The organism is Stackebrandtia albiflava (genome assembly GCF_007994225.1).
In the GTDB taxonomy this organism is placed as follows: Bacteria; Actinomycetota; Actinomycetes; order Mycobacteriales; family Micromonosporaceae; genus Stackebrandtia; species Stackebrandtia albiflava.
Genome location: NZ_VLLL01000010.1, coordinates 98,364 through 110,810, shown reverse-complemented (window position 1 = coordinate 110,810; position 12,447 = coordinate 98,364). Strand labels below are relative to the sequence as shown.

General features: G+C 70.2%; 12 protein-coding genes. 1 reads left to right on the top strand and 11 read right to left on the bottom strand.

The annotated features are described in order from the left end of the window. Nucleotides 1-91 precede the first annotated feature (91 nt). Complete coding sequence (locus LX16_RS24165; RefSeq protein WP_147143910.1) at nt 92-1,441, top strand: GntR family transcriptional regulator; 1,350 nt, start codon at nt 92-94, stop codon at nt 1,439-1,441. A gap of 37 nt (nt 1,442-1,478) precedes the next feature. On the opposite strand, the gene LX16_RS24160 is transcribed toward LX16_RS24165, so the two are convergent. From LX16_RS24160 to LX16_RS24110, 11 genes are all read right to left on the bottom strand, one after another. Continuing rightward, nucleotides 1,479-2,210, bottom strand: a complete 732-nt coding sequence (locus LX16_RS24160) for a hypothetical protein (protein ID WP_147143907.1) — start codon at nt 2,208-2,210, stop codon at nt 1,479-1,481. A gap of 49 nt (nt 2,211-2,259) precedes the next feature. Then, entirely contained in the window at nt 2,260-2,991 is a 732-nt protein-coding gene (locus LX16_RS24155; protein ID WP_147143904.1) for a hypothetical protein, read from the bottom strand. A gap of 41 nt (nt 2,992-3,032) precedes the next feature. Next, nucleotides 3,033-3,773, bottom strand: coding sequence for a hypothetical protein (locus LX16_RS24150; protein ID WP_147143901.1), 741 nt, complete (start codon nt 3,771-3,773; stop codon nt 3,033-3,035). A 94-nt stretch (nt 3,774-3,867) separates the two neighbouring features. Continuing rightward, nucleotides 3,868-4,077 carry a hypothetical protein gene (locus LX16_RS24145; RefSeq protein WP_147143898.1) on the bottom strand — a complete coding sequence of 70 codons (210 nt, stop codon included), beginning with the start codon at nt 4,075-4,077 and terminating at the stop codon, nt 3,868-3,870. A gap of 89 nt (nt 4,078-4,166) precedes the next feature. Further along, nucleotides 4,167-4,589, bottom strand: coding sequence for a hypothetical protein (locus tag LX16_RS24140; protein ID WP_147143895.1), 423 nt, complete (start codon nt 4,587-4,589; stop codon nt 4,167-4,169). Then, nucleotides 4,586-5,212: an SMI1/KNR4 family protein gene (locus LX16_RS24135; RefSeq protein WP_147143892.1), complete on the bottom strand. Its 627-nt coding sequence runs from the start codon at nt 5,210-5,212 to the stop codon at nt 4,586-4,588. Before LX16_RS24135 ends, LX16_RS24140 begins: the two co-directional genes overlap by 4 nt. A 15-nt stretch (nt 5,213-5,227) precedes the next feature. Further along, nucleotides 5,228-6,841, bottom strand: a complete 1,614-nt coding sequence (locus LX16_RS24130) for an SMI1/KNR4 family protein (RefSeq protein WP_158645720.1) — start codon at nt 6,839-6,841, stop codon at nt 5,228-5,230. 76 nt (nt 6,842-6,917) lie between these two features. Next, nucleotides 6,918-7,640 carry a hypothetical protein gene (locus LX16_RS24125; protein WP_147143886.1) on the bottom strand — a complete coding sequence of 241 codons (723 nt, stop codon included), beginning with the start codon at nt 7,638-7,640 and terminating at the stop codon, nt 6,918-6,920. Nucleotides 7,641-7,871: 231 nt separating this feature from the next. Then, complete coding sequence (locus LX16_RS24120) at nt 7,872-9,581, bottom strand: ABC transporter ATP-binding protein (RefSeq protein ID WP_147143883.1); 1,710 nt, start codon at nt 9,579-9,581, stop codon at nt 7,872-7,874. Beyond that, nucleotides 9,578-11,410 carry an ABC transporter ATP-binding protein gene (locus LX16_RS24115; protein ID WP_211354744.1) on the bottom strand — a complete coding sequence of 611 codons (1,833 nt, stop codon included), beginning with the start codon at nt 11,408-11,410 and terminating at the stop codon, nt 9,578-9,580. Before LX16_RS24115 ends, LX16_RS24120 begins: the two co-directional genes overlap by 4 nt. After that, complete coding sequence (locus LX16_RS24110) at nt 11,407-12,411, bottom strand: alpha/beta hydrolase (RefSeq protein WP_244615962.1); 1,005 nt, start codon at nt 12,409-12,411, stop codon at nt 11,407-11,409. Before LX16_RS24110 ends, LX16_RS24115 begins: the two co-directional genes overlap by 4 nt. Between the last annotated feature and the right edge of the window lie 36 nt (nt 12,412-12,447).

Sequence of the window (12,447 nt, the reverse complement as noted above, 5' to 3'; positions counted from 1 at the left end):
CGCGGTGGTTGTGACTATAGCTAGACTTAACCCTGCCTTATAGTTCTTATGTCCATGGACATATTCACATCAGAAAGGCGTCACCGACCGCATGGAGACAGAAGCCGCGCTCCTCACCACGATCACGCGAGCGGTCACCCTGCGTACCGCCGCAGCCCTCACCCGGGCGGTCGCGGACCTCATCAGCACCGGCGGCATCCCCCCACACGCGCGACTGCCCACCATCCGCGCCGTCTCCGACTCCCTCGGCATGAGCAGATCCGCCGTGGGCCAGGCATGGCGCGAGCTGCAGGCCCAGGGCCTCGTCGAGAGCAAACGCCGCGGCGGGACCACCGTCATCGGCCAACCGACACCACCCCACGCCAAACGCTACGAATCGATGATCCGCGCATCCATCACCATGCCGGTGGACCTCGGCAACCTGTGGTGTGGCGACATGCCGCCGATCGACCTGAGCCGCGCGTTCGACTACGCCGTACGCCACCCGGACGTGGGCAACCAGTTCGCCCAACAGATCACCCCCGAACTGCGGGACGCCGTCTCCCCCGACTGGCCGTTCCACACCGAGTCGTTCCTGGCCACCCACGGCGCCATCGACGCGTTGGAGATGTCCCTGGCCGCGCTGGTACGACCCGGCGACCGCGTCGCGGTCGCGGTGCCGACGATCGCCCGGGTCTTCGACATCCTCGAATCCCTCAGCGCGACCCCGGTCCCCATTCCCTGGGAGGAGGCCGGCCCCTCGTTGAAGGACCTGCGTCGCGCACTCATCGGCAAACCGGCGGCCTTCGTGTACCAGCCAAACCGCTCACTGCCCAACGGACGATCGGTCACCCAGGAGTGGATGGCCGAGGCCGCCGAGGTACTGAACGGGACCATCCCGGTCCTGGAGATGGACCAGACCTGGCCGCTCGGCGGCGGCTCCTCGTCACTCGGTTCCCGACTGCCCGAACAGGTGCTCCACACCCGTTCGTTCAACTTCGCCTTCGGCGCCGACATGCGACAGGCCGTGGTCGGCGGCAACTCCCGGCTCACCGACGTCCTGTGGAACCGGCTGTCCTACTCCTCCCGGTACGTCTCACGGATCATGCAGCTCGCCCAGGCGTACCTGCTGACCGACCCCGACACCCTGGCGGCGTTGCGGGCGTGGGACACCGAGATCCACCGTCGTTACCGCACCTTCGCCGAGGCACTGCGCCGCAGGGGACACGAGGTGGAGGAGGCGTCCCCGCCGCTGATCTGGCTGCGCGTGCCGGACGAGCACTCGGTCTGCACCCGGCTCAGCACGCGCGGCATCGTGGTACACCCGGGCTCCTTCTTCCGGCCCGGCGCACGCTGGGAACAGCGCATCAGCGTCAACGCCGCCGCCCGGGGCACCGGGCTGGAGGAACTGGCCGACGAGATCGCCGCCGCCTGCGACCCGCGGCTCGCCGGCGGCGCCTGAAAACGGAGGCCGGCGCGAGCGAACGCCGCGCCGGCCCTCAACCCGCCATCAGCAGGTCCGAGACGGTGAACCGGGTGTCGCATTCGGGGCAGTGCGCCTCACCGAACGCCCGCAGCAGCATGTCGGCCAGCCGCAACCGTTCGTCCCGGACCGCCAGCCGGTACAGCCGCAGGCCGACGCCTGTCAACGCGTCGGGTGACGCGGGGATCAACGGCCGCGAGTCCACGTCGTCGCGAAGGGCGTAGTCCTCCACCGTCGTGAACGTCCCCCGCCGCCCCAGGGCGACGAACATCCACGTTCCGCAACCGGGACAGTCCAGCTCGTACTCCTCCGTCTGCAGACCCCGGCACAGCGACTCCGGCCACCCGACTGCCCCCTCGCACACCAGCAGCGTCTCCAACAGGTCGACGTACTCGCCGTCGGACTCCGCGTCGTGCATGTACCGGCTCGCGGTCGCCCGGAGGATCTCGATCTGCCCGGCATACCGGGAACGAACGTCCCCGGCGTCGACGGGCCGGTCGACACTGCCGAGGATCGCCCCGGCCAGGGCCAGGGCGTACACGGCCTGCCGCCGGTCCGGCGCCCCGGCGATCCCGGTGAGCCAGTGGAGGGCGGCGTAACTCGCCGAGTACACCGTCCCCTGATGGCACAACGCCGACCACAGGTCGTCCCACAGTTCATCCGTCGGCGCGGACTCCAGACGCGCCAACCGGGCCGGAACGTCCTCGGCGGAACCGTACGCGTGCCCCAGTGAGGACCAGTCGATCATGTGACCACCCCGCGTTCTCGGCCGGCGGCACGGGACGGAGCCACCGGTGTCATTCCACACCGAGCTCGTCGGCTATGGCGATCCGGGTCCCGCAGTCGGCGCACTCGGCCTCACCGAACGCGTAGGTGAGCATCTCGGCCAGCTTCGGTTGCCCGTGTGAGACCGCCAGCTCATGGATCCGCCGCCGGGTACCGGTCAGGTCGGCGGGCGAGGCGGGGTACAGCGGTCGCTGCCGGGGTTCCCCGTCCGGCCCGTCGCGTTCCGTGGAATACGTGTAGCCCTTCGCACCCAGGATGATGTGCAGGCACTCGTCGCAGGAGGTGCAGTCGATCTCGTACTCCTCCGAGCGGATCCCCCACAGGAGCCGGGAGGGCCAGCCCTCGGCGCCCTCCAGTTCCAGCATCGTCTCCAACAGGTTCACGAATTCGAGGTACGCCGTCTCGGTGGACAGGTGGCGCCTGGTGATGTCCGACATGACACCGATCTGCGGCGCGTACCGTGCCCGGATCTGTTCGATGCCGTCGGGGCGGTCGTCGCTTCCCAGGATCGCCCCGGCCAGGGCGAGCGCGGATTTCGCCTGTTCCGGATCGGACGACCGGGCGGTGTCGGTCAACCAGTCGAGTGCGGCGTAACTCGCGGAGTACACCGTCCCCTGATGGCACAACGCCGACCACAGGTCCGTCCACAGTGCGCTCGTCGGAGCGGCGCGAAGCCGCTCCAACTTCTCCGGGATGTCCTCGGCGGAACCGTAGGCGTGACCCAGCGAAGACCAGTCGGTCATTCGACAACCTCTCAGTGTGAAATGGAGAACTCCGACAGGGGTCAACCCGAGGCCTTCTCCGACATGGCGAACAGGTCCAGTATCGACTGTTGCGTCTGTGGCGCGTACTCGGTCGTGGCCCACTCCAACAGTTCCGGCATCGTGAACGGATACGCCGCCATCTGCTCGGCACTGCTGTCGGGGTAACGTTCCGGGTCGCGCTCGTACTCGGCGACCCCCGGATCGGGTGACACGTCGAGGTTCACCCGCAGCACCCAGTGGTCGTACCGTGCGAAGAGGTAGACGTGGTAGCTGTCCGACAGCTCGCCCGCGATGAAGTAGCTCTCGTCCCATTCACCGGCGACCTCACCCTCCTGGGCGCCCTCCAACTCGATGGGCGACGGCCCCTGCGTCAACTGGTCGATCATCGACCGGTACTCCCCCGCCACCTCCTCGGCGGTGTACCGGGTCGTCACGGACACCGACACCGTCGCGTCGCCCCGGTGCCTGTCGGAGTCGTTCCAGGCGGCCAGGTCGAACATGCCCTGGCACGACGGCGTCTCCTGAGCCGCGTAGTCGCTGCTCATCAGGCCGTCACCCCGGATCGCCGTCACTCCCAGGTACTCCTGCACGGGCGTGATGTCCTCCAGGAGTTCACACCCGTCCCGGCTCATGAGAACGATGTGCGTCTTCGGTGCCTCCTCCGGCGCCCCGGCATCGGATCCCAACGGGCCGAGCCCGTCACAACCCGCCGACACCGCCATGACGGCGGCGGCGACTACCGCACCGATCGTCCGCTTCACTCTCGTCTCCCTCCACATGTGGACTCCGATCGTGACCGCGGGATGCACGGGCGACGCATCGATCCGCCGCCCGGAACCGTGCACGCCCGGCACGTCAACCCCGCGCGGCCCCACCCCACTCGGCACGCAGGTCCGCGGCGACGACCCGGACCCGGCCACCGATCAGCGCGATGTCGTGGCGGCAACCGGCTTCATGCGGCAACACCTCGTCCAGTTGCACCGGCCCCGGTCGACGACTCCCCCACCACTCGGTGCCGTACGCCGCCGCCGTGTACTCCACGACCCCCGTATAACGGATGGTCAAGGGCTCGGAATGCTTGAACCGGTTCGGCGCGAACCGCAACGTCAGCGACACCGCCCCGTCCCGCTGCGTCGTATGCGCCGATTCCAGCGTCAGGTCCTGAGAGGCTGTCTTCGATCCTGCTGTTCTACTGCGCGACGACCGGTCGGCGCCTCGCGGCGTTGTCGGAGGATCCTGCGTACAACACCGGTACGCAGGACCTCCTCCGCCTTGCGAATGCACTCGACCGGACCGCCGCTCGCTACGAACGAGGACCAAAGACAGCCTCTGACACAGCGATCACCGAAGAAGTAGTAGTGTGCCGGGTCCTCGGCGTACTCCCGCGCACCCGGCGGCAACGCCGCCGCGAAACCCGGCAACGCCGCGAGATACCCCTCGGCATCCATGAAGTAGCCCTTGAACCAGCCGTCCTCCACGATCGGCGCGATCCGCACATACCGCATGCCCACGTCCTCCCGCGACCCCGCCGACCGGGAGTCGGTGCCGGGACCGTCGGGCGAGACGTTCACCGTCATCCCTCGACCGTCAGGAGCCACCGGGCGAACGGGTCCCGCGGGTCGGTGTCCGCCATCTCCACCGGAGTGGCGACCTCCAGACCCGTCTGCGGGACGGTCACCCCGAACTCCGCCTCCAGCCACCGCCGGTACGCGGTGTCGGTGCCGACCGGTTCGTCGTCGTAGTCGAGCGCCGGAGCCGACCAGGCCCCGGACCAGCACAGTTCCTGGTAACCGACCGCCAGCAGGCGAAGGAAGTCCAGCGGTGTCTCACCCAACAGGCACACCGTGGTCGAGCCCGAACCCGAACCCATGTGGACGATCCGTTGCCGCCCCTCGTCGTCGAGCCAGAACGCCGCCCGCGAACCGTCACCACCGGTCGCCGCGAACACGCACACCCGCCGGATCACCGCCGGATCGGCGGTGCCGAACCAGTGCTCCAGGTCCACGCAGCCCTCGGCGCGGAACTCGATGCCACAGGCGGGCGACACGTCCGACTCGGCGTCGAGGGTACCGGTGAGCAGTCCCCACGAGTCGTTCACGGCGCCGTTGGCATGGATCCAGTCGTAGAGCCGCCGGATCTCGTCGGGAATCCGCATCCCGGGACACAGCACATCGGACAGTTCACGCAGCAGGGGATTCACCACGGCTCCTACCGTTCAGAGGGGACCACCGGGCACATCATCCCCGTCGTGTCCCACCCCGTGCCGTGGCCCCACACCTCCACCGGCGCGGCCCCGAAGCCCACCGGCCCAGGCCACGGCGTCGTCCAGGGCGTTCACTCCCGTCATGCTCGCGGCCGCCAGACCGGTGGGCACGCCGTTCACCTCGCGAAGCCTGCCCCACTGTTCGGCCGAGAGCGTCAGCACCCGCAACCCGGAGAACATCGGCTCACCGAGCCTCTCGACGTCACGAACCTCGACTCCGGAGAGGTCCAACTCCGCCAGCTGCGGTACGGCCGCGAGCGATTCGACACTCACCGCCTCTTCCACACCCGTCAACTTCAGGCTCCACAGCGTCGGATGTCCCGCGAGCCCTTCCAGGTCCACAGTGCGCGCGTCGATGCTCAACGCCTCCACCGGTTGGTCGTGCGACAGTGTCGTCGTGACATGGTTCGCCCGGTTGACGGAGATCTCCCGCAGAAGGGGTAGCGGGGCCAGTCCGCCCAGTCCGATCACGTCCCCGTCGTTGAGATAGACCGCCTGTACCTCCGAGGGGTCGACGAGGTCCGCGACCACGTCATCGACTCCCCGTCCCCCCATCCGTACCGACCTGTGATGATCGGTCTCCGCCGACCGGCCGAGGCCGTCGTCGAATTCCAGGTACGGATCCTCGCTGTCCGGGTCCTCGTACGCACCGGTGCGCAGTGCCTCGACGACCTGCCGCAACACCACCGTCACCGATTCCGCGATGTAGCCGACCGGTCCGTGGAAGTCACGACCGAACTCGAACAACTGCCCCCGGCGGCCCCGCGGGCCGGGGTCGAGGTCGATCGCCCCGTAGTTACAGCCCGGGTCACTCGTGATCGTCACCCACCAGTCGCTGCGCGACAACCGGCGCACGTGGCCCGCCGGAGAGGCCTCGAACACGACCGCGCAGGTGGGGAACATCCCATCCTCGCCCACAGCCACGCCCGGACCGCCCTCGTGGTACCACTCCACGACAGCGGTCAACGGCAGCAGCCGTTGCGCTCCCAGCAGCCCGTACTCCTCCGGATCGCACTCCACGACCCGGTACAGTGCCCGCACCTCTTCCGGCAGCCGGAAACCCAGTTCGGTCTCGGCGGCCACGATCTCCCGCTCGGTCCTGCCGCGACCGAAGTCGGGGGCGCGGCCCTTTATCGAGGTGTACAGCGCGACGAATTCCTCGACCAGGGCCGTGGTCTCGGCGAGCACGACCGGATCCGTGGGACGGTCGGTCACGTCGATGCCCGCCGGCCGAGGCATTCCGGGGAGCGGATGGCCGGGATACCGGTAGTCCGGGTCGAGCACCAGTCGCACGGGGGACAGCGACTCCAGCTCCGTCGAACGACTGACCGTGTAACCGTCCGCGCGACGTCGTATCTCCACGACGAGATGGCGCCGCCCGTCCGACGACGCTTCCCGCATGGCCCGCACCAGACCGAAGATCCGTGGGCTCCCCATGCCGCGGCCGTTCTCGTCGTAACTCCGCACGGCGACGGAGCCGGGACGGGCGATGGCATGCACGAGGTGCGCCCCCGTCGCGGCCACCCGCTCGATCAGCAGACGTTCGCACTCCTGTTCATCGCGCACGTCGCGCTCCTTCGATTCGTCCGTGGCCGGGGTGGGTCGGGCAAGGCTACTCACGACATACGACATCGCCGGCGTCTCAACCGGTGAGTCCGAGTGCGCCGGTGCGGAGGACGTCGTGGGCGGCGGCGAGAAGGCGGTGGCACAGCTGGTGCACCTCGGCCCACGGCTGCCAGGATTCGGCGTCGTCGGCGACGTGTCCGGTCAGGTGGTCGAAGTGGTCGCCGGCGATCGGTTCACCGGTGATCGGGTCGGTGCCGGGGGAACCGGTCTCGCCCGGGTACCGGAGCACGTGTCCCAGTGCCGCCGCCTCGATGCGGATCCGGGAGGCCGAGACGAGCCACATCGCTTCTGTGGTGCCGGGTGCCCACAGCACCTCGTCGAGGTGTCGGGGAAGGATCACCGCGTCGTGGCCGCAGGCGGCCAACAGGTGGTCGAACGTCCTGCTGCGGTCAGGCAGGTCGTCGTAAGCCTGGTACACCCCGGCCTCGTAGGGCGGATCGGTGGCGGGAGCCGTTCCCAACACGGCGACGTGCCGGGCCAACCAGTCCAGCCGTTCGACGCGGCGGCCGTGGGACGAGTACGAGCCCAGCGAGGCACCGAGGTGGCAGGGGTCGGAAGCCGGTTCCCACGGTGGTTCGACGTCGGCCGGTGAGCGCGGTTCCCGGTGCTCCGGCAGGCCGAGGGCGCGCAGCGCGGTGTTCAGCTCGGCCAGCCACCGTTCTCGTTCGGCCGTGGGCCAGTGTGCCGCGTCGGCGTCGTCGACGCACAGGAACAGTCCGACGCTCACATCGAAGCCCATGGGCGGCACTGTATGCGACCGGGACGCACAGCCGGGCCACGACCGGCATCGTGGGCGTCGAGTGCTTCGGTCCGGCGCCGGGCGGCCCGTCGCGGCTACCTCGGGTGCGATATACCACGTACTCAAGCCGACCACGGATACCGCCGCGGCCGGCGGCCGGGTGATGGGCGGGTGGCGGCGATCGGTGCCACCCGCACCACATGGGAACCCGCTCGGATGTTCCGGCGGCGGTCAGCCGACCGGCGCCGTCGAGACGTTCCAGAACTCGGCGTACCGGCCGCCGCGTGCCAACAGCTCCTCGTGGCGGCCCTGCTCCACGACGCGACCATCGTCCAGGAACACGATGTGGTCGGCGTGCCGGACCGTCCGCAACCGGTGTGCGACCGTCACCACGGTCCGTCCCGCCATCAGGCGTTCCACTCCCTCGTGTACCGCCGCCTCGTTCACCGGGTCGAGGGCGGAGGTCACCTCGTCGAGCAACACGACGGGCGCGTCCTTCAGCAGGGCGCGGGCGATCGCGACCCGCTGGCGTTCCCCGCCCGACAACGACGCGCCACCCTCTCCGACGTCGGCCGCCCAACCTCCCGGGAGCCGCGCGATCACCTCGTCGAGCCGTGCCGCGGTCGCGGCGGCGCGCACGTCGGAGTCCGGGGCGTCCGGCCTGCCGAGCCGGATGTTGTCCTCGATGGTGCCGTCGAAGAGGTAGACGTCCTGGAAGACGACGGCGATCTGCGCCGTGAGCGTCTCGGATCCGATGGCGCGCACGTCGACACCGCCCATGCGGACGGCGCCTTCGTCCACATCGTAGAACCGCGCGATCAGTTGCAGCAGTGTGCTCTTCCCCGATCCCGACGGACCGACGACGGCGAGGCGGTGTCCCGCCGGGAGTGTCAACGTCACGTCGTCGAGTACGGTGTGGTCGCCGTGCCGGAAGGTGACGCGGTCGAAGGCGAGGTCGTGTCGTTCCGGTGTGAGAGGGTCGTCCGGTTCGGGAAGCGGCGGGGTGCGCAGCACACGGTCCAGTCTGGTCAGTTCGGTGCGGGTGGCCCGGACCTGTCCGGCGATGTCGGTCAGCGACAGCAGGGGGTCGGCGCAGCGGGCCGCCAGCACCAGGATCGTCAGCAGCTCGGGGACACCGACGTCTCCACCGAGGGCGAGGTGCGCGCCGAGTGTCAGCAGGCCGGTGAACGCCGCCTGGACGGTGAGGGCGAGCCCCACCAGGCCGGGGAGTGCGGCGCGGGTGGCGCGTCGGGAGCTGCGCCGTATGTCGGCCAGGGAGTCGTCGAGGAGGCGGAACCGTTCGGTCGTCCTGCCTCCGGCGCGCAGCACCGGCTGCGCCTGCAGGTATTCGACGACCCGGCCGGCCGCCTCGTCGTCGCGGGCGACGCGCTGCGCGTCCACGGCGGCGGTGGCGCGTCCGCTCCACCACTGGATCACCGCCACCACCGGTACGGCCGCCGCCGCCGCGAGGCCGAGCCGCCAGTCGAAGGCGGTCATCACGGCGACGATCGTCAACGGGGTCACGCAGGCGGATATCAACGGCGCCAACAGGTGCGCGATGACGCTCATCGCCTGGAGGACGCCGCGCCCGGCCAGTACCGACAGTTCACCGACCCGGTCGGCGCCGTACCAGCCGATCGGGAGCCGGGCCAGGTGGTCGCCGAGCCGGTGGTAGACGCCGCGCAACAGGGTGGTTCCGGCCTGGAAGCCCGACAGGTCGCTGAGGTATCGCAGTACCGCGTATACGGCGACGGCACCGGCGAAGGCGGTGAGCCAGGGTACGGCGTCGGCGGGTTCGGGGCCGAGTAGCGCGTGCAGGACGGGCACCAGCAGGGCGTACGACAGTCCCTCCAGGACCGCCGTCACCGTCATGAGCGCGATCGTGCGCCGCACGGGCCGGGCGTACCGGTCGCCCAGCACGCGCAGCAGGGTGCGGATCATCGGGTTCCTCCATCTCGGGGGCGGGGCGCGACGAGGCTGGCGGACGGGTGGTGGCGCCAGAACCCGGCGAACCGTCCGTCGGCGGCGAGCAGTTCGGCGGGGGTTCCGCGTTCCACGATCCGCCCGTCGTCCAGCATCACCACGGTGTCGGCGTCGGCGATGGTCTCCAGGCGGTGGGCGATGACCAGGATCGTCTTGTCGCCCTGCCAGGTCGCGAGGGCGTGCCGGACCGCCTGTTCGGTCTGCGGGTCGGCGAAGGCGGTCGCCTCGTCGAGGACCAGGATCGGCGTGTCGGCCAGCAGTGCGCGGGCGAGGGCGACGCGTTGGGTCTCGCCTCCGGATAGCCGGGTGCCTCCGTCGAGGACGGTGTCGTATCCCTGTGGCAGGGCGGTGATCCGGTCGTGGATGCCGGCGAGCCGCGCGGCCCGGACGACCTCGGCCCGGTCGGCGTGCGGTACGGCCAGCGCGATGTTGTCCGCGATGGAGGCGCGCAGCATGCGCACGTCCTGGAACACGAAGGACACGAGGCGGTGGAGCCGGTCACCGGCGAGGTCCTGCAGGTCGACTCCGCCTATCGTGATCGTGCCGTGGGTGGGGTCGAAGAACCGGGGAAGCAGTGTGACCAGTGTGGACTTCCCGCTGCCGGACGGCCCGACGACGGCGGTGACGGTCCCGGGTTCCAACACGAGGTCGACGCCGCGCAACACCTCGCGGCCGGTCTCGCCCTCTGCGGCGCCGGATCGCGTCGCTCCGTAACCGAACCGGACGTCGCGCAGTTCCACCCGGTGTCCTCGGGGCTCCACCGGGTGGGTGGGTTCCGGCAGTGACGGCTCACGCAGCACCTCGGCGATGCGGCCGACCGCGCGCCGGGCCGCCTGCATGTCGTCGAAGCCGTGACCGAGTGCCGCCACCGGGGCGGTGAGCCCCAGGCCCAGCAGCAGGAAGGGCAACAGGTCGGCGGGCGCCATGTCGCCGGCCGTGATGAGGGCGGTGCCGCCGGCGAGCACGACGAGCAGCACGAACGGCGGGGACAGCGCGACCTGCATGCCGGCGGCGACCTTCGCGAGTCCGCGCACCATACGCAGGAACGCCGAGACGAAGTCCTCCACGGCGACGAGGAAACGGCGGTGCGCGCGCTCCGCGCCGCCGAATGCCTTGACCACGGCGATGCCCTGGACGAACTCGACCACCGCGTCGGCTATCCGGCCCGTTCCGGTGTCGAACTCCTCCTGTTCGCGCAACCGGTTCGGCGTCATCATCAGCGGGACCAGTGCCACGGCGAGGGCGACCGGGATGAGCGTGATCAGGGTGAGCCGCCAGTCGACGGTGAACAGGTACACGAGGGACACCAGGGGGACCACGAACGCAGAGACGAGTTCTCCGGGGGTGTGGGCGATGAAGGGGTGTACGGCGCTGACGTCCTCGCCGACCACCTTCGCCAGTTCACCGGTGCGCCGCCGCGAGAACCAGCCGAGCGGCACCCGCCCGAGTCGCCGGGCCAGGGTTCTGCGGAACGCCAGTTGGACTCGTGCGTCCAGCAGGTGGGCGACACCTGAGGACGCGGCGGTGAACACGAGCCGGGCGAGCATCCCGGCGGCGCCGGCGGCCACGAGGAACCACACGTGGCCGTGGTCGGTGGGGCCGGGTGCCGTGAGCGTCCGGGCGAGTTCGGCGACCGCCAGCAGGGGCGCGAGACCGGCGACGGCGCCGATCGTCTGCAGCACCACCACGGCGACGAAGGACGGCACGTGGGGGCGCAGCAGCGGGCCGATCCGCGCACCGGTGTCCGGAGTGGACGAAGTTGCGCCGGCGTGACTGGTCGTGGTCACGGGGTCCTCGTCCCCCGGGCGGCGGTGGCGGCGAGGTGGGTCCGCAGGAAGCCGGTGATGCGTTCGCGGGCGTCCTTGGCCTGCGGGACGAGGGTCGGCATGCTGATGAAGGCGTGTCCGGCGTGGTCGTGTTCGCTGACCTCCGCCGGGGTTCCGGCCTCGCGCAACCGGTCGGCGTAGACGCGTCCGTGATCGGCGAGCGGATCGAGCACCGGGATCACCACGAGGGCGGGAGCCAGTCCACTGAGGTCGTCGGCGTGAAGCGGCGAGATTCCGCGGGCGTCGGCGTCTCCGGACACCGCCAGCCGCCGGAACGCCTTCAGCCGCTCGACGGTGAGGGTGGGGGTGTCCGCGTACTCGGTCATCGACGGGTGGTCGAGCGCCGTGGCGGTGAGGTCCACGCAGGGGTTCACCAGTACCTGGGCCCGCAGCGGAACGCCGGAGCGCGCGGCCCGGATGGCGGTCATCGCGGCGATCATCCCCCCGGCGCTCTCCCCCGCGACGGCGAACCGCGCGGGGTCGACTCCCCACTCGGCGGCGTGTTCCACCAGGTGCCGCAGCGCGTCCCAACCGTCGTCGACGGCGGCCGACATGGGGACGCCGGGGGCGACGAGCCGGTGTTCGACGGAGACGACGACCGCGGACAACCGGGCGGCGAGGTGGCTGTTGATCCAGTCGCACTGTACGGCCGTTCCCATGAATCCACCGCCGTGTACGTGGAGCAGCAGCGGAAGGGGTGCCGGGGTGGCTGCGGTGGGCCGGTAGACCCGGACCCGGATGTCACGGTCGGGCCGGGCGAGGTGTTCCCAGCCGATGGTGACGCCGCGCGCGGGCCTGCCGGTGAGCAGGCGCGCCGCGCGGGACTCCGCCAGACGTATCTGGGAGGCGGCGAACGCGACCACCTCGTCGGGTGACATCGCCGACACGTCGGGGTCTCTGCGTACGAGGTGCATGAGCCGGATGCCCAGGGGTGGTTTCCGGTTTCGGGGAGCGTGGTTCACGGCTTCTCCTCGGTCGATATTTCGATACCGGCGGTA

Bases quoted from the DNA above. Each gene is read 5' to 3' on its own strand.
- LX16_RS24155 (WP_147143904.1), bottom strand. From the start codon at position 2,991: ATGACCGACTGGTCTTCGCTGGGTCACGCCTACGGTTCCGCCGAGGAC.
- LX16_RS24160 (WP_147143907.1), bottom strand. From the start codon at position 2,210: ATGATCGACTGGTCCTCACTGGGGCACGCGTACGGTTCCGCCGAGGAC.
- LX16_RS24140 (WP_147143895.1), bottom strand. From the start codon at position 4,589: ATGACGGTGAACGTCTCGCCCGACGGTCCCGGCACCGACTCCCGGTCG.
- LX16_RS24120 (WP_147143883.1), bottom strand. From the start codon at position 9,581: ATGATCCGCACCCTGCTGCGCGTGCTGGGCGACCGGTACGCCCGGCCC.
- LX16_RS24125 (WP_147143886.1), bottom strand. From the start codon at position 7,640: ATGGGCTTCGATGTGAGCGTCGGACTGTTCCTGTGCGTCGACGACGCC.
- LX16_RS24165 (WP_147143910.1), top strand. From the start codon at position 92: ATGGAGACAGAAGCCGCGCTCCTCACCACGATCACGCGAGCGGTCACC.